This is a genomic window from Paenibacillus sp. DRB1-1 (genome assembly GCF_052119485.1).
Classification (GTDB): Bacteria; Bacillota; Bacilli; order Paenibacillales; family Paenibacillaceae; genus Paenibacillus; species Paenibacillus polymyxa_B.
Genome location: NZ_JBODQH010000001.1, coordinates 979,162 through 998,552, shown reverse-complemented (window position 1 = coordinate 998,552; position 19,391 = coordinate 979,162). Strand labels below are relative to the sequence as shown.

The following is a 19,391-nucleotide window of genomic DNA, read 5'->3' as shown; positions in this document are numbered from 1 at the left end:
GAACAGGTCCAGAAGCGGAAAGGAAGTGTACGGATATGCATGTGGAAGTAAGAGGATTAAACAAGCATTTCGGTAATTTTCATGCGGTAAAGGACGTATCTTTTGATATTCAGGCGGGCCATCTTATTGGTTTACTCGGTCCAAGTGGTGGGGGAAAAACCTCCATTCTTCGTATTTTAGCGGGTCTGGAGCAACCGGATGCAGGAGAAATTCATTTTCACGGAAAAAGGGTAAACGAGCTGTCCCCGCAGGAACGTGGAATCGGATTTGTATTTCAAAACTATGCTTTGTTCAAGCACATGAGCGTCTACGACAATATTGCCTTTGGTCTGAAAGTGAAAAAAAGCTCCAAAACCCGCATCAAGGAACGGGTTACAGAGTTGGTCGAACTAACGGGGCTCAAAGGTTTTGAGCATCGTTATCCGCATCAGTTGTCAGGTGGACAGCGACAGCGGGTTGCTTTTGCGCGTGCTTTGGCACCAGAGCCTCAACTGCTGCTGCTGGATGAACCTTTTGCAGCTATTGATGCCAAAATTCGTCAGGAGCTGCGAACCTGGCTGCGAGAGTTGATTGAGCGGGTGGGTATTACTTCAATTTTTGTCACCCATGATCAGGATGAGGCGATTGAAGTAGCGGATGAAATTATGGTGATTAATCAGGGACGACTGGAGCAGAAGGGAACGCCTTGGGATATTTATAAAAAACCGGGTACCCCGTTTGTGGCTTCCTTTATTGGGGAATCTACAGTGATTGAACAGGCAGGCAGTCTCAGAGGCTTCGAAGAAGCTGCTGGAGTGGGAACACGTGCCTTGATCCGTCCGGAGTATATTGATGTCGGGCCAAGCGAGGAATTTACGCTTCTGTCGGCGACCGAGGAAGGCACAGTGAAGCATTTGCATTTTCGTGGAAGTGAGTGGATGGTTGAAGTACAGGTCGGGGATCATCGTCTCATGACATACCGCTCGCTGGAGAAGTCTACGCTGGAACCTGGTCAGCAAGTGCGAGTGTTGGTGCATCGAGCCTATCTTTATAATGACCAGTCCAGCTGGATGGTGGAAAACCGTCTGAAGGAAGATCCAATGCCTATCATCATCTAAAAATAAATACGATCACGCATGAGGGGATGTCTAGCCTGATTTCACGGCTTTGGGCATGCTCCTTTTGGCGTTGGACGCTGGAAGGATTTACACTGATGATTTACGTAGAATCGGTCTGTTCGTTATAATAGTAGTAAAAAGACCCAGATAGATAGGAGTTAAACCATGAATCGGCTTATTTTTCTTGGCACGGGGGATGCAATGGGGGTTCCGCGTGTATATTGTGATTGTCTCGTATGCACAGAAGCTCGCACGACAGGGGCGAATGTAAGATTGAGATCGTCTGTGCTGATCGAAAGCGAGACGGAGGACTTTATGATTGATTGTGGCCCGGACTGGCGCAGACAGCTAGAATTACGCGGTCTGCGTTTTATCCCTACGATCCTTGTGACACATGCACATTTTGACCATATTGGAGGATTACCAGAATGGGCAGATGCCTGTCGCTGGACTGGGAACAGAGGTCGCTTGTACGCGCCACAGGAAGTGATCGACACGATCTTGCGTCAATTTTCCTGGCTCTCTGGAAACTTGGATCTTATTCCAGTAGATCAGGGTGCCCAACTTGGGGGATGGAATATCCGGGGGTGGCGTGTGAATCACGGGAAGAACGGATATGCCTACGCTTATCGTCTGGAAAAGGACGGCTTCTCGTGGGCTTACTGTTCGGATTCGATTGGATTAAATGAGGCGGAAATTCTGCCCTTGCACAATCTGAATTTGCTCGTCCTGGGAACGAGTTTTTATCATGAGGAGGCCGAGTATGCCACCCGTTCCGTATATGACATGCTGGAGGCTCAGGAGCTTATAGGAAGGCTTAAGCCTGAAAGCACGGTATTTACACATATGTCCCATGATGTGGATGTCACACGCAACTATGGGCTTCTGGAAGGGATTAGCTTGGCATACACCGGCATGAGTTTGCCGTTAGAATAAGGTTGCTCTTTACCTTTACATCGTTCGACTGATACGTAGAAGTGTGGAGATTCCTTCTTTGATTTGTAGCTCGTTGGCGTATGAATAAGACAGCCGAATATGCGTTTTACCCTCTGCGCCGATGGGATCAAACACATTGCCAGTAACAAAGGATACGGACTCTTGTATACTTTTGGCAAGTAATTCATTAGGTTTCAACGTTGAAGGCAGCTGGAGCCACAGGTTGAGTCCCCCCGCCGGGCTGGTCCATGTCCAACCGGAATCGCGGAGACTGTCTTCCATCGTTTCCTTACGAATCTGGAGCGCAATGCATAGCTTTTTAATATGTTGCTGCATACGTGGAGATTGAAAGTATTGTAAAAACAGCTTTTGATTCAGCAGTGGCGATCCATTGTCCACCAACGCTTTGATGTTCAGCAGGCTGTTCATGAGCTGTGGTCGGCAGGTCACGGCTGCGATTCGTAGACCAGGTGCGACATATTTACTGTAACTTCGAATGTAGACGACGCTTCCCGAAACATCATAGGCGAAAATCGGAGAAGGGGGCTTTTGCCCAAAGCTGATGTCATAGGTGCTGTCATCCTCAACAATGAGGCAACCGTAGCGCTCAGCTAGTTCAGGCAGTCGTTTGCGCTGCTTATCGGGGACCGTAAAGCCCGTCGGGTTGTGGAATGTTGGATTCATATAAAAGAGGCGTGGTTTTTCCGTTTTCATGCACCACTCAATCTGGTCCATATCATAACCTTCTGGTCGAATATCAGTCATAGTCAGACGTGCGCCTAGTCTACGGAATATTTCCATAGCGGGGCCATAGGCAGGGCGTTCGATCAATACACGGTCTCCTGTACGGAGCAGAGATCGGGCAATTAAATCAATGGCTTGCTGTGCTCCGGAGGTAATCAGCACTTCATCCGGTGATAAAGCAAAATGCTTATCCACGCTAAAATGCTGCGCCATGGCCTCCCGAAGCTCGGCATCGCCCTGTACAGCGGAATAGGTGGCCGCTACTTTTGGATGCTTTTCAAATACCTGCATCATCAGCTCTCCCCAAAATCGGTTGGGCAGGAGAGAGGGGTCAATCAGCGCTTTGGAAAACTGGAAATTCGCATTTACCGATTGAACGCGGCTAAGTCCATCCATTCCTCTCCAGGCTGAAACTGACGGATCATCTGCCGCATGGGCAGATTCGGAGTGAATCGTGAGGTCAATGGACGAATGTCCCGAGTAGCCAGCATATTTTGCATGCCCAGTCGCTTGCGAAGCATGAACATAATATCCTGATTTGTCCTTTACATAGACCAGTCCCCGTTGCTTCAACTCCTGATATGCCCGGAAAACAGTTAGCCGATGTACACCCAGCTCCTGAGCCAAGCTTCGTACGGACGGCAGCTTCATGTCTGTTTGCCAATCCCCACGATCAATCCGCACAGTTACATAATGGATAACCTGCTCATACAGCTTTAAGGCATGATCGGCTGGAAAGAGTAGTTCGCTGTTGTTCTTACCCATGCTGTCCACGCTCCTTTCTGTGTATTGTACTATATAGCACTTTAAAAACGTATACAACTGTTCTGTAGTTATACATCTGTTCTGTTCGTCTCCCTGTATGCTTAAAAGCAACTGAAGGGAGAGGGACGTATCATGATAGGTATCGCGTTTACAGTAATGTGTCTTATTTTTGGCACAACGTTTTTGGCCATAAAAGTGGGAGTGGAAGCCGGACTTCCGCCATTTCTATCGGCAGGTGTACGTTTTTTCGCGGCAGGGGCGATATTGTTCATTGCTATGAAGCTGACCGGAAAAGTACGATGGTCGTTATTATGGCGTAAGGAAATGTTGCTGATTGGAGCAGGAACGACCTTCGGTACATTTTCAGCCTTGTATTGGGCAGAACAATATGTCAGCTCGGGGATCGGAGCTATTTTGTCAGCTACCGGGCCGATGATGATCGTCATTTTGCAATCTGTACTGCTACGGCAAAAAACGTCACGGATTACGGTCGTTGGCTGCATGATCAGCTTTCTTGGTGTGGTGCTGGTTGTGCTGCCCGGATTGGCGGTTCAGATCAGTGGTCTGTGGCTGGCGGGATGCCTTGTCATTTTGCTGGGGGAGCTGTGTTATTCCGGGGGAGCTCTTTATTCCAAGCGAGTGATGGATGTATTTCGTGAAACGAACCCGATTGCCCTGAATGCGGCGCAAATGATCCATGGGGGATGGATGCTGCTGTTGCTGTCTGCGATCACGGAACCGTGGAGTTCTGAGGGGTGGCAGTACCTTCCTGCCATGGGGTCTTTACTTTATCTGATCCTGTTTGGTTCGATGATTGCACATACACTGTTCTACTGGCTCATGGAGCGTACAAATCCCCTGTTTCCGACGACGTGGCTGTATATATCACCGCCGATTGCGGTGGGCTTGGGAGCGTTGTTGTATGGAGAGCATGTAAGCTGGTGGATGCTGGCTGGGGTGCTGCTCATTGTGACCGGATTAATCCTTATGAACAATGGAATTATCCGTCTGGTGAACAGGCGTAAGGTACGTTCTGCTGCCTGATATTTTATAGCGGTCAGGTTATTATATGATCTGACAGAAAAGGCCTCCAAACTGTCGTATGTTACTGATCATGCGACAGTTGGAGGCTTTGTTGTTGTATTACTTCATTTAAGAATTATGGGAGCAGGCACTTTTTGTTTATTCAACATTGAGTACGAATTTGTCGATGGCGTGCTTAACACCGTCTTCGTTATTGCTACGAGTGATGTAATCAGCCAGCTTTTTCAAATCAGGAATGGCATTCTCCATCGCTATGCCGAGACCAGCGCATTCAAGCATTTCATGGTCGTTCCAAGAGTCGCCGATGGCAATCGTTTCCGACAGTTCACAGCCAAAATGGTTTGCAAGGAAGGTAAGCGCGTGACCCTTGGTGCCTTCATGATGCATAATTTCCAGAAAATGAGGCTTGGATTTTGTAATATGCACTTCATTGCCAAGCAGTTCGCGAAGTTCAGGAATTAATTCATCCAATACTTCCGGCTCGTCGATGATTAGCAGTTTAGGAGCCGGCTGTTCTATAACTTTACTGAACACAGGCTCTACAAAATATTCCGTGTTGTTCAGCTCCGTGTAATCTTTGATTTTCTGATTATCTTCACGTGTGTACAATTTGTCATCTATATACGTTTGCAGATGCAGATTGCGTTCCACGCAGAATTCATACAGGCGACGTGCAGCCACGAGTGGAACATAACGCTCATACAGCACGTTTTCGTCCAGCAGGTTTTTAACCAAAGCTCCTTGGTACGTAATGATTGGCACGTTCAAACCAGTTTGGCGAGCAATTTTGTGGGCGGAGGCATAAGCTCGTCCAGTAGCGAGGGTAACCACCACACCTTTAGCTACAGCAGCTTCTAATGCCTGTTGTGTCGCCGGTGTAACTTCTTTCTGGTCGTTAATGAGTGTATCATCAATATCAATGGCAATTAATTTATACATATCGGTATTCTCTCCTTTATCTCTATCTTGGGGCAATGTTAAAATTGTATCTTATAATATTCAAAATGACAATATCGCAATGAAAAGGGGACGGCTCCTATAAGAGCCTGTCCCCTTATAACCACTGAAGTATTGGCTTGAAACGATGGAAAAAAGTAACGGTTAGTCTTCCAAAAATACAAGTCCAACAAAATCGTCCAGCTCAATATTACCAAAATAGTGCTTCAAATCGAGAGAGGATAAGGCTTGACGGACCTCACCTTCATCATAGCGCTTGCCGCGCAGGATATTTTCAATATCAGCAACGTCACCCACGCCGAAGAAATCCCCATAGATTTTAATATCACGGACATAGCCTTCCTTAAGATCCATGCGGATATCAATAATACCGACCGGAAATTTACGTGTGTGCTTGATATTGCTCTCGGGGGATAGACCGTAGTTCCAATCCCACGATTGGTAGCGTTCTTTGGATATTTCATGGATTTTGGCCCAGTCGGCATCGGTGAGCTTATATTGAGGTACTTGATCCAATTCTGATCCGAATATGAAACGCAGTAGTTCCTCGCGAAATTGCTCTATGGTCATCTCACGGTCCATCAGTTCGCTGATGTTAGCCACGCGACTGCGGACGGATTTAGTGCTTTTAGATTTGAATTTTTCGGGATTGGCATGCAACGATGCAGCCACATTGTCCAGATTCAGGTTAAACATCAATGTACCGTGGCTGAACATACGTCCGCGTGTGGCAAACTGAGCGTTTCCTGAAATTTTACGTTCTCCGACCTGTAGATCGTTGCGGCCTGTCATTTCAGCTTCTACTCCCATTTGGCGGAGTGCATCAATCACAGGTTGCGTAAATTTGAGGAAATTATGAAAGGACTCCCCGTTATCCTTAGTAATGAAGCTGAAATTTAAATTACCGAGATCATGATATACAGCCCCACCGCCGGACAGGCGACGAACGACTTGAATATTGTTGTCCCTAACAAACTCGGCGTTGATTTCTTCAATAGTGTTTTGATGCTTGCCTATAATAATAGAAGGCTGATTAATATAAAACAGCAAATAGCTGTCATCCAGCGGTAGATGCTTGAGCGCGTATTCCTCAATAGCAAGATTAATGGCTGGATCGTGTATGCCCTGGTTGTCGATGAACAGCATGTCCATTCCTCCGTATATAAACTGTGTAATTTATGTGTGCCTCCTTCTATTGTAACCCAAGTGAGCCATGTACAAAAGCTCATTTGCATTGACGGGACGCAAAAAGCAGCCTCATAATGGAGCTAAATGATTGGAAACGGGCGGAAAGGATGAGAGGCAATGATAGAGGTTTATGGTCATGGCGGGGACAGGGAAACAGCTGCCGCGACTTTTGGCGGAGCTGCTGCGGATTTTGTAGATTTTAGTGCAAATATTAATCCACTTGGTCCACCGCCGGAGGTGCTTGAGGCGCTGCAACACTCATTTGACACTGTGATTCGCTATCCAGACCCCGGGCATCGGAATTTTAAAAATATGCTCGCACGGCGACTGCATGTTCCACCGGAGTCGCTAAGTATCGGAAACGGAGCGGCTGAAAGCATGGCGCTCCTACTATTGGGACTAGCTCCTAAGCGTGTGGGTACAGTGGAGCCGTGTTTTTCGGAATATGCCGAGCTGGCTGGCAAATTCGGAGCCGAGGTCAACCGGGTGTATGGGAAGGCCTCGCTTCAATGGAAGGCGGACGTGGAGGACATCCTTCAGCTCATGGAGCAGGTAGATGTTTTGTTCCTCGGACAGCCGAATAATCCAAATGGCGTGCAATATAGTGAGCAGGAGCTGTGCGAGCTGGCAGAGGCGGCTGGCACAACGGGTACCGTGCTGGTGGTGGATGAAGCATTCATTGATTTTATTCCGATGGAACGGCGAATCTCACTGCTGCCTGTGCTGGATCGCTATCCTCATGTGATTTTGATCCGGTCAATGACCAAATTTTATGCCATTCCTGGCTTGCGATTGGGCTATGCGATTGCTCATCCGGACTATATCCGGCGAATGACGGCCAAACAGGTGACCTGGAGTGTGAATGGATTGGCGTTGCTGGCTGGGGAGGCGTGTTTGAGAAGTGGGCAAGCATATGAGCGCCAAACACAGGAGCTGATTGCTGCGGAGCGCAACCGCCTGTTGACCGCCTTGGCGGAATGGGGCTGCGGTGTCGTTCCCGGTGAAGCCAATTACGTGCTGGCAAGGGCGCCGGGTACGTGGAGCGCATCGGCTATTCAGCAGGCGCTTGGACAACGCGGAATTCTTATACGTAGCTGTGCTATGTATCCGGGACTGACGACGAGCCATTTTCGGATTGCGGTCAAGGATGCAGAAGCCAACGACTGGCTGCTGTCTGTATTGGGTGAAGTGCTGGAGGAGGAGCAGCGGCGTGACAGTTAGCTTGATTATCCTGGCAGCCTACCTTTTGGACAGGCTGATCGGTGATCCGAGGTGGTTGCCGCATCCAGTCATCGGTATGGGACATGCCATTTCGGCATTGGAAAAATTGATTCGCCGCCAGGTCCGAAGTGACCGGGGGCTAAAACGTGCGGGCATACTGCTTCCGCTCATTGTGGCGGGAGGCTCCTTTGCGCTCGCCTGGGCGCTATTGCACTTGCTTGCCTGGATTCATCCGTGGTTGTCTGTCGGCGTAGAAATGGTGCTGATTGCGACCACGATTGCTTCCAAAGGACTAAAGGACGCAGGAATGGCAGTATACCGAGCGTTGCAGGCGGATGACCTGGCTGCGGCACGGCGGGAGCTGGGCATGATAGTTGGGCGGGATACGCAACAGCTTGATGAGCCTGAGATTGTACGCGGTACCGTCGAAACGGTCGCTGAAAATATCGTGGACGCGATTATTTCCCCGCTTTTTTATGCCTTGATCGGGGGAGCACCCTTGGCGCTGGCTTATCGTGCTGTGAATACGCTTGATTCCATGGTTGGCTACAAAAATGAGAAGTATCTGAATTTAGGCTGGGCTTCAGCACGTCTGGATGATGTCGCTAACTACATTCCGGCACGCCTGACAGCGGCAATGCTTGTGGTAGCGGCGTGGATGTACAAGCGAGATGCTGCAAGAAGCTGGCGCACAGTCAAGCGAGACGCTCGTCTGCACCCAAGCCCGAACAGTGGCTTCCCGGAATCGGCTGTTGCTGGTGCACTGGGGATTCGTCTTGGAGGCTATAATGTGTATCATGGCGTGCGCTCCTTTCGTGCATACATGGGCGATTGGATACGACCGCTAGAGTCGAAAGATATACGGCATACGATCCAGCTGATGTTCGCCGTGTCCAGTATGTTTGTAGGATTGTGTTTGTTAGGAGCCGCAGGTTGTTTTGCCTTGGGATGGGTGCGGTGAGGAGTGACACACTGAATAATGATCGAGCAGGAAGTGACATTTCTTGAAACAAGATATAGCAGCAAAAAGGACGGTAGAATACGCACAAAGTCCGAACTCACAGGAGGATAAGGTGCCGTATGATGCTAAAGAAGATCTGCATTGGGACATGGAACTCGTGTTAGTTCGTCACGGTACAACCTTATGGAATAAGGAACGTCGATATCTGGGACACTCCGACTTAGGTTTGCTACCGGGAGCAGAGCAGGAATTAAAGCCTTTGCAAGAAAAATTGCAAGGGCAGTCCTTTGCTCGAATCTATTGCAGCGATTTAATGCGATGTCGCCAGACCCTGCAGATCATTGTGCCGGAATCAGAATTGACGTCTGGAGGTTCCCTATCTACTATGTCTCCTATGATGGAACCACGTCTGCGAGAGCTTCATTTTGGCGAGTGGGATGGAAAAACGTATGACATGCTCAAGGATGTGTCTTTGTATCGCGCTTGGATTGATGAGCCGCAACGGATAACCCCTCCTGGAGGAGAGTCTTGGGCAGATTTTGTGAATCGTCTACGGAAATTTCTTGACTCTCTGTATGAATGGCGTGTTGCTATGGAAGTTCAACCCATGGATTTGACTGCTGCGCCGCCCTCAGTTTTGGTCGTTACGCATGGTGGCGTAATTCGTCAGTTGGCTTGCATGCTGATACCGGGTCATGATTTTTGGAGTCTGAATCCGAGGCCGGGAGAATCATTTAGGATTCAATTGAGGTTGGCAGGACGGCACAATTACATAGCAGAAATGCTTCCTCATTAGGCTAGACACCAGCGGATAAAGAGGCTGTTTGGGTTGTAAGCCGCCTCTTTTTAACCTATAATCATCAAGTAAAAGAACGGCTTGACTACCACTACATCAAATATCCAGCAGACGAGGTCGGCGCAGCGTGATGAAACTATGGTTTCCCTTGCCTGCGCTGTTAAAAGGGAAGTCGGTGTGAGTCCGGCGCGGTCCCGCCACTGTAAATGGAAACATGCCCGTTAGTCCTTCTTTATGTGCTACTAAGCATATGAAAGAACTTCAGGACATGCATTTTACCATAAGTCAGGATACCTGCCCGTCCGCCTGTCACCATAATCCTTCGAGGAAAGGATGACGTGTTCGCAGTGACTGTCCATGCGGAAAGAAGCTGCCGCCTGCGCACGATCTGCGCTAACGTGACCCCTGTGTCCTGATATGAGGATGCGGGGTTTTTTTGATAGGAAAAGAAGGCTGGATTTAGAAGATATCTGATGATGTTCAAGTAACGCTCTTAACGATTTTTTTATGAAGGGGTGCAAATCATGGCAGGAAAAAAAATAAAGGTTTGGACAACAGGTCTATTGGTTCTGATTTTGGCAGTTGTGCTGAGTGCATGTGGCGCTAATGGAAAAAATGCTGAAAATAAAGAGAACCAGAATTCTTCACAGCAGCCGGGACAGACCGTAACCGCACAAGAGCCTCCGGGCAAAACAGTTTACCCACTCACGGTTAAGGATGCAACAGGACAGGAATTTACATTCAAAAAAGCGCCGGATAAAATCGTTTCCGTCTCCCCGGCAGAAACCGAGGCGCTGTTCGCCATCGGTCTGGATAAGGAAATAGTTGGCGTCTCCGACTACTCTGATTACCCGGAAGCAGCTACGAAAAAGCCTAAAGTAGGCGGTATTATGAAACCGAACGAAGAGGCGATCATTGCTGCTAACCCGGAAGTCGTTTTTGCAGGGATATCACTTAGTGAGCAGGCTACGACCAAGCTGCGCGACATGGGAATTATGATTTTTAAAACGGAACCGAAGACAGTTGAAGATGTCATAGCTAACATCGAATTGTATGGGAAAATCACCGATCATCAAAAAGAAGCGAGAGCGGTGACTGACAAGATGAGAGCAGATGTAGCGGAAGTGAAAGAAGGAGTTAAAAATATCGGTAAAGGGCAGAAGCTGCGGGTATACGTCGAGTTTTCACCAGGCTGGACAGTTGGTAAAGGCGAGTTTATGGACGAGCTGATTACGTTGGCGGGCGGCGAAAATGTAGGTGCCACGCAGAAGGGGTGGTACCAAATTAGTGAAGAAAATATTATTGCTGCGAACCCTGACGTGATTTTGTACAGCAAAAGTGTCAAGGACGACAAAACTGGTCAAACGCTCGGCGAAATCATTAAAGCTCGCAGTGGATGGGATCAAATATCGGCTGTTCGCCACAACCGGGTATTTGCCGTGGATGATAATTTGATCAGTCGTCCGGGGCCACGCGTAACGGAAGGTCTCAAGGAAGTGGCCAAGGGCGTGTATCCTGAAATTTTCAAATGAACCGTAAACTGATCGGCTTTGGAGGGACAGGTCTTGTCTTGCTGTTTCTGACGCTACTGCTCTGTCTTGGCATCGGCTCGGCCAAGCTTCCGGTCAGCCAGATCACGGGCATTCTGGTTAACCACCTTCCGTGGTTAGGCGATACGTTTACACCGGATTGGAATACATCCTCAGAGCAGATTATTTTGAAGGTCAGATTGCCACGAGTGTTACTGGGAATGTTGGTAGGGGCAGCGCTGGCGCTGGCGGGAGCCGGATTTCAGGGTGTGCTGCGTAATCCTTTGGCTGATCCGTATACACTGGGGGTATCCTCGGGGGCTTCGGTAGGAGCGGCAGTACTGATTTATTGGGGCCTTCAATTTTCATTTGTTGGCATATGGACGCTGCCGCTAGTGGCATTTACGACCGGAATGCTGACGCTGTGGATGGTGCTGACGTTGGCACGGGAAGGTAGAAAAATTCCGACACAAAGTCTCATTTTGTCGGGTGTGGTGATGCAATCCTTTCTGGGAGCGGTTGTTTCCTTTCTGACAGCCATGTCGAAGGAGACGGTCAATGAAATATTGTACTGGACGATGGGAAGTCTTAGTCTGCGCGGTTGGTCATATACAGGAATCCTTTTACCTTATGTGGTCATAGGACTGGTATTTCTATGGAATAAGGCACGTGTGCTGAATATTTTGGCTTTGGGTGAACGTCAGGCGGCTCACATGGGAGTTCATGTAGATGCGACGAAGCTATCTGTTCTGATCATTTCCACGCTGCTGACAGCAGCCGCTGTGTCGGTATGTGGAGTGATTGGCTTTGTGGGACTCGTTGTACCGCATATCATTCGTCTGGTGACAGGGCCTGATTACCGGATGATTGTTCCATTATCTGCGCTCGGTGGAGCTATTTTTATGGCCTGGGCAGATACGGCGGCTCGCACGTTGTTAGCCCCCACGGAAATTCCTCTGGGCGTGATGACGGCCTTTGTTGGGGCACCGTTCTTCGCATATCTCCTGTACCGGAACAAGAAGCTGCGCAGGGGGGAACTGCTGTGACAGAACAAAGTGAATCACAGAAGGTACGTGATCGGGCATTAGAGGTAGCGGGTCTGACACGTGCCTATGGAGAGTTCCATGCGTTAAAGAATATAAGCTGGAGCGTCGACGAAGGAACCTGGTGGGGGATTATTGGTCCGAACGGCAGTGGAAAATCGACCTTGCTGCATTTGCTTTCGGGTGTAGATCACCCAACTTCGGGAAACGTTCATATCTATGGCAAAAAGATCGGTAGCTACAGCAGAAAAGAGCTTTCCCGTCTCATAGCCGTACTCCAACAGGAAGGGCTTCCTTCAGTGGGATACACCGTCAGGGAAGTCGTAGAAATGGGACGTTTTCCTCATCAGGACTGGCTAGGCAGGGAAAAGGATGTTGATGTGGAGGCGATCACGGATCGCGTGCTGGAGCGATTGGGTCTTACCACGCTGGCGGACAGAGCATTGGACCGCTTGAGTGGGGGACAGCGACAGCGTGTAGCTTTGGCAAAAGTAATGGTGCAGGAGCCACGAATATTGCTGCTGGACGAGCCTACGACCTATCTGGACTTGCGCTATCAGCTTGAATTTATGGAACTACTGGCAGATTGGCGCCAAGAAACGGGTGTGACGATCATTGCGGTCTTGCATGATCTTAACTTGACAGCCCAATTTTGCGAAGATTTGCTTGTACTCAAGGATGGAATGGTTGAAGGATTGGGAGCTTCATCGAAGTTATTAACCGAGGATCGGATTCGACGAGTATACGGTGTTGAGCCTGTGATGCTTCCGCATCCCGATAGCGGTGTGCCGCAGCTCTTGCTGCGCAGGAGTGCTTCGGATACAGCAAATTAAATAAACGATGAAACACACTTAAAAAGAGCAGGGAGTGGAAGGTATGAACAACAAGCTGCGTCAGCTGATCGATAGCATTGCCCAGCCGGATGGGGTGGCGGCCTCGGCAGCTTCAGCCCATTTGGACCAATTAACAAAGCCACCGGGAAGTCTTGGAAAGTTGGAAAGTGTGGCCATTCAGCTAGCAGGAATTACAGGAGTGGACAAGCCTGAATTTGATCGTAAAACGGTTATGGTCATGGCTGCGGATCACGGGGTGTGTGAAGAGGGAGTCAGTGCCTTTCCGGCTGAGGTTACACAGCAAATGCTGTATAACATGCTGTCAGGTGGCGCGGCAATTAATGTGCTGGCACGCCATGCGGGCGCAGATGTCAAGGTGGTAGATGTTGGCGTGAATGCGGATGTCGCTCACGCGAATCTGGTGGACCGTAAGGTACGCATGGGTACTTCGAATATAGCTAAAGGGCCAGCGATGCTGCGTACGGAAGCGGAACAGGCGGTTTTGGCCGGAGCAGAAGCCGTAGCAGAAGCGGTTAAAGGTGGCACACGGCTATTCGTTACCGGAGAGCTGGGCATCGGGAATACGACAGCCAGCGCTGCGGTCGTATGTGCTCTCACTGGGCTAGAGCCGGAAGTTATCGTAGGCCGGGGGACGGGTGTAGATATGGCTGGGCTTACCCGTAAAATATCGGTTGTCTGCCGCGCATTAGACGTGAACCAGCCAGATGCAAATGATGGGCTCGACGTGCTCACTAAGGTCGGCGGTCTGGAGATTGCCGCCTTGGCAGGAGTCATCCTCGGGGCAGCCGCACATCGCTGTCCAGTTGTGTTGGACGGCTTTATTTCAGGCGCAGCCGCCCTCGCAGCGCGTGCACTTGCGCCTGCTAGCGCTGCGTACATGCTCGCTTCGCACGCCTCGGACGAGCGTGGGCACGCGGCAGTGCTCCGCCAGCTCAAGCTGGAGCCCATGCTTCATTTGGACATGCGGCTCGGGGAGGGCACAGGCGGTGCGCTTAGCTTGCACCTGATTGATGCGGCGTGCCGCATTATGCGCGAAATGGCGACCTTTGCCGATGCAGGCGTATCGGATGGTCAGGGAGCCGCGCAGCGATGAAAGCGCTCGTGACCGGCGGGGCACGCAGCGGGAAAAGCGGCTTTGCCGAGCGATTATGCATGTCGCGCGCGCCTGGCGCCTGCTATATTGCAACGGCGCAAGCCTATGACATGGAGATGAAGGAGCGCATCGCCCTTCATCGGGTCCAGCGCGAGTCTGCCGGATACGACTGGCAGACGCTGGAGGAAGCGCAGGCGCTGCCGGAGCTGCTGCGACGGCTTGGCGGCGATCAAGCGTCGCAGCCATCACCCGCGCCTATGGTGCTAGTCGACTGCCTGACCCTGTGGCTGTCGAACGTACTGCTGGCCGCAGGCGAGGACGGCGAAGCTGCGTCCAGAGCTGCCATTAATGAACTGGCGGCAGCTGTGGAGCAGTATCCGGGGCAGCTCGTCATCGTGACCAACGAGGTGGGTGACGGTATTGTGCCCGAATATCCGCTGGGTCGGCTGTATCGGGATTTGAGTGGGGTTATGAATCAGCGGATTGCCCGTCTTTGTGATGAAGTATTTTTGGTGACGGCGGGCATTCCCGTAGAACTCAAACAGTTGGAATATAAGCTATGAGCCGCGAACGTCAGGCTGTTGCTGCGGCTTTTCAATTTTTAACGCGTCTTCCGGTGAAGGCGGAATTGGATTTTTCCCCGAATTTGCTTAAACGTAGTGCAAGTTATTATCCGCTGGTTGGAGTGGTTATTGGCATCATTGTCTGGGGCTTTGCGGCACTTACTTCTATGGTGTTGCCGCCGTTGCCGTGTGCGATTCTTACGCTTGTTGTCTGGGTTTGGTTGACGGGCGGATTACATTTGGACGGGTGGATGGATGCGGCTGATGCCTTGTTCAGCTACCGATCCCGTGAGCGGATGCTGGAGATTATGAAGGATAGCCGTGTAGGAGCGATGGGCGTTATTGCTTGTGTGTTGCTACTCATGCTCAAGGCTTCTTTGCTGTATACGGTGTTGGTTGAACGGAATGTGTCTGGCTTGCTGCTGCTTCCGATGGTTTGGAGCCGCTGGTTTATGGTACATGCAATGAAGCGCTGGCCTAAAGCCCGTAATGATGATGGGCTGGCTGCGCGTTTTGCTGATATGAGTGGTGGCCGCGCAGGGTTAGCCGTATTCTGGGCTGTATTAGTGACCTTGAGTGCTGCCGTAGGACAATATCTTCTGGCAGGTTTGGCTACAGCAACAAGGGATACTGGGAATCTGTCGTTGGCAGGATCAACCATACAGACGTTCCTTTCATATTCTGAGAGCCTTCCAATCTCGATAGGTTTTGTGTTGATTCCGGTCTTGGCTTACGGTGTTGGAACCTTCACGGCAAACCGTATTAACCGCCGCTTGGGTGGACTTACGGGAGATATATACGGAACTTTAAACGAATTGCTGGAGACTGTTTTATTGTTGTTTATTGTAATTTTGTACGGGTTGTGACCAGATTTGAAATGAATTCGTTAAAGGGGAAGAGGCAATTGTCAACTTTCGAACCGTCCTGCACGAACCCGGCAGCCGTATTGATGCTTCAAGGAACAGCGTCGGATGTGGGCAAAAGCGTGGTGACAACTGCGCTTTGCCGTATTTTTACGCAGGACGGATATCGTCCCGCACCGTTTAAGTCGCAAAATATGGCGTTAAACTCTTATGTTACCGAGGACGGCAAGGAAATTGGACGCGCTCAGGGGGTGCAGGCTGAGGCCTGCGGTATTGAGGCCACGACTGACATGAATCCGATTCTGATTAAGCCAGTCAAAGATATGCACTCACAAATTGTTGTACACGGTGTACCTTATGCCTATATGAGCGCCTCCGATTACCGGAAGGATTTTTTGCCAAAAGCCAAACAGACCGTTATGGTTGCTCTGAATCGGTTGCGTGATACCTATGATATTGTCCTTATGGAAGGGGCGGGCAGCCCGGCAGAGATTAATTTGAAGGACCGCGATATCGTAAATATGAATCTGGCAGGCTGGGCGGATGCTCCAGTGTTGCTTATTTCAGATATCGACCGGGGCGGTGTTTTTGCCTCTCTCGTAGGAACCATCGAGTTACTAGAACCCCATGAAGTACAGCGTATCCGCGGATTTATCATTAACAAATTCAGAGGTGATCTGTCTCTGCTTCAACCGGGATTAGACTGGCTGGAAGAACGGACGGGCATTCCTGTACTCGGTGTATTGCCCTATCTACCAGACATTCGCATTGAAGCAGAGGATTCGGTAGTACTGGACAAGAAGCCCAAGCAATCTGCAAAGGATAAAGAACTGGATATTGTGGTGATACAATATCCGCGGATTTCCAATTTTACAGACACGGATGCTCTGGCCGCAGAGCCGGATGTGAGTGTTCGTTATGTCACAGAAGCCGGACAGTTGGGCGTACCGGACGCCATTATCTTACCAGGGACCAAAGACACCATTGGAGACCTGCTGGAATTGCGTGAGAGAGGTCTGGAGAAAGACATTCGGCAGGCTATGAATACCGGACGCACACAGCTAGTTGGCATTTGTGGAGGTTATCAGATGCTGGGTACAGCGCTATTTGATCCCGAAGCCGTCGAATCTGGGTTGCCGCAGCAGGCAGAAGGGTTAGGTTGGCTGGCTCTATCCACGACCTTTTTAAAGGAAAAGCAAACCGTACGCGTACAGGGAACCCTGTCTAATCATTGCCCGCTTTTGCTTAGCACTGTGCCTGATTCGGGTTCTGCCTCCAAGCTAAGCATTGAAGGCTATGAAATACATATGGGCGTTACGGAGTATGTTACGAAACCATACGAACCTACAGATATACCTTTTAACCTAAGCGAAATGAAAAGGTTATTCCATATCCGGCGTGGCGAAGGAACTGCTTTTGAGGAAGGCTGGGGTACGACAGACGGTAAAGTATGGGGAACCTATTTGCACGGTGTGTTTGATAATGACCGTTTTCGCCGGTGCTGGCTGGATGGATTGCGACAAACCAAGGGCTTGGCACCTTTAGAAAGCACTTTTACTGTACGTGAAGCCAAGGAACGAGAGTTTGACCGTGTCGCAGAGGTGGTACGGGATCATTTAGATATGGAGCAAATTTATCGTATTATGGGAATGAATTCATAAACTTCATGGATGATTATTAAAATCGCTTTTAAAAAATAAAGAGGTATCTCTACAGCCATTTTCAAGACTGTGAGATACCTCTTTTTATTCAGGAGTTTGCAAAATTCGATTCCAGTCGCTTATGGGATTTTTGCAAAATCCTCTATTGTATCGGATTACGTAATTTTAAATTTTTGAACTGCCTTTTGCAGTTCGGTTGCTTGTTTGCTTAATTGGCGAACAACCTCGCTGTGGCTTTCCATTTCATTTAGTTGCTCATCGGCGTTAAAACCGATTTCTTGAATCATATGCTGTGCATTGGCAGCGATGAGAGCTGTCTCTTCCACGGAAGCAGATACTTCCTCCGAGCTGGCGGATACTTGCTCCGTTGCTGCAGATACCGTTTGAATCGTAGCATTGATCTTTTGCATAAGCTCACTTAGCTGGTTAAAGGCTGAGCTCGCTTGTTGAACGATTTCCGTTCCCGAATGAATTTCACGGCTAACCTGGGTCACAGAGTCCACAGATTGTTGCGATACTTCTTGAATGGTAACCAAATAGTCAGAAATTTCTTGTGTGGCTTCTTTAGATTGCTCGGCAAGCTTGCGTACTTCTCCAGCTACTACGGCGAAGCCCCGTCCATGTTCGCCTGCACGGGCGGCTTCAATGGAGGCATTCAGGGACAACATTTGAATTTGCTTCGTAATATCGAAAATAGCCGAAACGATACTGCCAATGGCTTCTGAGCGCTCATTCATACTATGGATGTATCGAAGCGATTCATCGGCAGCATGTCCAACTTGTGACATTTGAGCTACAGCTTTTTGAGCGAGCGTATTACCGTTAACCGTTTCTTTCGTCGCTTCACTGATTTGATCGGATACATCATTGGCAGAGGAGGCGATGTGCTGAACACCTTGAGCGATTTCCTCCATAGCCTGTGCATTTTCAGCAGCAGCTGTAGCTATGCTGGTACTGCCCTTTGCTACTTCCTCTGCGGCAACTGTAGAGTCCTGCACTTTTACACTCATAGCCTCAGTCCGACGAAGCAGCTCGTCCGATCCTTCAACAACCGCACCGGATGTAGAAAGCACGTGGCCGATCATTTCTTTCAAGTTATGAGACATTGATTGGAAGCTGCGGGCAAGTTGGGCAATTTCATTGACTCCATGAACTTTCGCTTCTTGTGAAAGATCACCTTGAGCGATTTTTTCGCTATGACGAACCAATTCAGCAATGGGTTCTACAACTTTACGTATCACGAGGGTAGAAATAATTCCGCCCAGCAGGAGCGTTGCCAATGTAATACCTATGCAAATCCATAAAATTTGTTGGGATTTTTCCTGTACGAATCCGACATCCTCGTTCACACCCAGAACTAGATTACTACCCGATATAGCAAAGAAGGCTGTTTTGTGTACTCCGTACGAATCGCTGTAAATTTCACTGATATTCATTTCGCCTTGTTTTGCTTTTTTAATATCCTCTACAGGAATGAGTACATCCTTGACCTTGTATACTGATTTTACATTCCTTGCGACGACTTCGGCTTTACCATCCTTTACTACCGCGATATATGCCGATTCTAATTTGAGAGTGTCGACCTTGTCCTGAAGATAGGATTCCATCTGTATAGCGGAGCCAGAATCAGAACCGCTTCCTTGTTGGGCCTGAACCGCTAAAGAAATATTGAGATCCTGATACACATTTTTAGCTCCAGTTTCTAGCAATTGGTCTACTTGAGGCATGACACTGTTATTAATGATACTCATGGATATTGCATAGAAACTGATGCTGAATAAAAGGGATGCAAAGAGCTGAATCAGCAAAAACATAATTCGTAATTTCGCGCCAATGGAACGATTAAAACTCTTCATGAAAATTCTCCTCTCACATGATGGTAATAAAATCAGACGAATTTCCCTGCTTGATGTAGGCCGCTTGTCCAATAAGATACTAGACACGCCATGATCTACTTGTTTTCCTCTCCTTGCTTGAAGAAAAGACTGAAAATGTTCGGATTCTATGTATATTTCAGCTGTATTCAAGGGACAAGAATGTGAAAGGGAAGTAATCCATGATTTGCTAAAAAGTAGG

At 49.1% G+C, this 19,391-nt stretch carries 17 protein-coding genes and 1 riboswitch; of the genes, 13 read left to right on the top strand and 4 right to left on the bottom strand.

What is annotated here, in order from left to right; all coding sequences use genetic code 11:
* The first annotated feature begins 35 nt into the window (after positions 1–35).
* Both ACQW03_RS04545 and ACQW03_RS04540 read left to right on the top strand, forming a co-directional pair.
* Positions 36–1,097, top strand: coding sequence for a sulfate/molybdate ABC transporter ATP-binding protein (locus ACQW03_RS04545; RefSeq protein ID WP_061829549.1), 1,062 nt, complete (start codon positions 36–38; stop codon positions 1,095–1,097).
* A gap of 165 nt (positions 1,098–1,262) precedes the next feature.
* Positions 1,263–2,033 carry an MBL fold metallo-hydrolase gene (locus ACQW03_RS04540; RefSeq protein WP_071639972.1) on the top strand — a complete coding sequence of 257 codons (771 nt, stop codon included), beginning with the start codon at positions 1,263–1,265 and terminating at the stop codon, positions 2,031–2,033.
* Between the two features lie 15 nt (positions 2,034–2,048).
* Here the strand turns inward: ACQW03_RS04540 and ACQW03_RS04535 are convergent, their stop codons facing one another.
* Complete coding sequence (locus ACQW03_RS04535; RefSeq protein ID WP_441948463.1) at positions 2,049–3,542, bottom strand: aminotransferase-like domain-containing protein; 1,494 nt, start codon at positions 3,540–3,542, stop codon at positions 2,049–2,051.
* Between the two features lie 132 nt (positions 3,543–3,674).
* Here ACQW03_RS04535 and ACQW03_RS04530 point away from each other — a divergent pair, with 132 nt between their 5' ends.
* Positions 3,675–4,586 carry a DMT family transporter gene (locus ACQW03_RS04530; RefSeq protein WP_013309297.1) on the top strand — a complete coding sequence of 304 codons (912 nt, stop codon included), beginning with the start codon at positions 3,675–3,677 and terminating at the stop codon, positions 4,584–4,586.
* A 138-nt stretch (positions 4,587–4,724) separates the two neighbouring features.
* Here ACQW03_RS04530 and ACQW03_RS04525 read toward each other — a convergent pair whose 3' ends face one another.
* Both ACQW03_RS04525 and ACQW03_RS04520 read right to left on the bottom strand, forming a co-directional pair.
* The gene (locus ACQW03_RS04525) at positions 4,725–5,525 is read right to left on the bottom strand and encodes a Cof-type HAD-IIB family hydrolase (RefSeq protein ID WP_023987642.1); all 801 of its coding nucleotides are present in this window, start codon (positions 5,523–5,525) and stop codon (positions 4,725–4,727) included.
* A 162-nt stretch (positions 5,526–5,687) separates the two neighbouring features.
* Positions 5,688–6,689: a lipoate--protein ligase gene (locus ACQW03_RS04520; RefSeq protein WP_441948460.1), complete on the bottom strand. Its 1,002-nt coding sequence runs from the start codon at positions 6,687–6,689 to the stop codon at positions 5,688–5,690.
* A 159-nt stretch (positions 6,690–6,848) separates the two neighbouring features.
* On the opposite strand from ACQW03_RS04520, the gene cobD reads away from it, so the two are divergent.
* From cobD to ACQW03_RS04470, 10 genes are all read left to right on the top strand, one after another.
* Complete coding sequence (gene cobD, locus ACQW03_RS04515) at positions 6,849–7,952, top strand: threonine-phosphate decarboxylase CobD (protein ID WP_441948458.1); 1,104 nt, start codon at positions 6,849–6,851, stop codon at positions 7,950–7,952.
* The gene (gene cbiB, locus ACQW03_RS04510; protein WP_441948456.1) at positions 7,942–8,913 is read left to right on the top strand and encodes an adenosylcobinamide-phosphate synthase CbiB; all 972 of its coding nucleotides are present in this window, start codon (positions 7,942–7,944) and stop codon (positions 8,911–8,913) included. The genes cobD and cbiB overlap by 11 nt, the downstream gene beginning before the upstream one ends.
* A gap of 43 nt (positions 8,914–8,956) precedes the next feature.
* The gene (locus ACQW03_RS04505; RefSeq protein ID WP_441948454.1) at positions 8,957–9,709 is read left to right on the top strand and encodes a histidine phosphatase family protein; all 753 of its coding nucleotides are present in this window, start codon (positions 8,957–8,959) and stop codon (positions 9,707–9,709) included.
* 122 nt (positions 9,710–9,831) lie between these two features.
* A riboswitch (cobalamin riboswitch) is annotated at positions 9,832–10,025 on the top strand.
* A 208-nt stretch (positions 10,026–10,233) separates the two neighbouring features.
* Complete coding sequence (locus ACQW03_RS04500; RefSeq protein ID WP_441948452.1) at positions 10,234–11,241, top strand: ABC transporter substrate-binding protein; 1,008 nt, start codon at positions 10,234–10,236, stop codon at positions 11,239–11,241.
* A complete protein-coding gene (locus tag ACQW03_RS04495; protein ID WP_441948450.1) occupies positions 11,238–12,284 on the top strand; it encodes a FecCD family ABC transporter permease in 1,047 nt (348 codons plus the stop codon). Before ACQW03_RS04500 ends, ACQW03_RS04495 begins: the two co-directional genes overlap by 4 nt.
* Positions 12,281–13,114 carry an ABC transporter ATP-binding protein gene (locus tag ACQW03_RS04490; protein ID WP_441948448.1) on the top strand — a complete coding sequence of 278 codons (834 nt, stop codon included), beginning with the start codon at positions 12,281–12,283 and terminating at the stop codon, positions 13,112–13,114. Before ACQW03_RS04495 ends, ACQW03_RS04490 begins: the two co-directional genes overlap by 4 nt.
* A 43-nt stretch (positions 13,115–13,157) precedes the next feature.
* Positions 13,158–14,228 carry a nicotinate-nucleotide--dimethylbenzimidazole phosphoribosyltransferase gene (cobT, locus tag ACQW03_RS04485; protein WP_071639981.1) on the top strand — a complete coding sequence of 357 codons (1,071 nt, stop codon included), beginning with the start codon at positions 13,158–13,160 and terminating at the stop codon, positions 14,226–14,228.
* Entirely contained in the window at positions 14,225–14,791 is a 567-nt protein-coding gene (gene cobU / locus ACQW03_RS04480) for a bifunctional adenosylcobinamide kinase/adenosylcobinamide-phosphate guanylyltransferase (RefSeq protein WP_053324914.1), read from the top strand. Before cobT ends, cobU begins: the two co-directional genes overlap by 4 nt.
* Positions 14,788–15,657 carry an adenosylcobinamide-GDP ribazoletransferase gene (gene cobS, locus ACQW03_RS04475; protein ID WP_104494979.1) on the top strand — a complete coding sequence of 290 codons (870 nt, stop codon included), beginning with the start codon at positions 14,788–14,790 and terminating at the stop codon, positions 15,655–15,657. Before cobU ends, cobS begins: the two co-directional genes overlap by 4 nt.
* 38 nt (positions 15,658–15,695) lie before the next feature.
* Positions 15,696–17,315 carry a cobyric acid synthase gene (locus ACQW03_RS04470; protein ID WP_220030948.1) on the top strand — a complete coding sequence of 540 codons (1,620 nt, stop codon included), beginning with the start codon at positions 15,696–15,698 and terminating at the stop codon, positions 17,313–17,315.
* 155 nt (positions 17,316–17,470) lie between these two features.
* Here the strand turns inward: ACQW03_RS04470 and ACQW03_RS04465 are convergent, their stop codons facing one another.
* Positions 17,471–19,171, bottom strand: coding sequence for a methyl-accepting chemotaxis protein (locus ACQW03_RS04465; protein WP_441948445.1), 1,701 nt, complete (start codon positions 19,169–19,171; stop codon positions 17,471–17,473).
* Between the last annotated feature and the right edge of the window lie 220 nt (positions 19,172–19,391).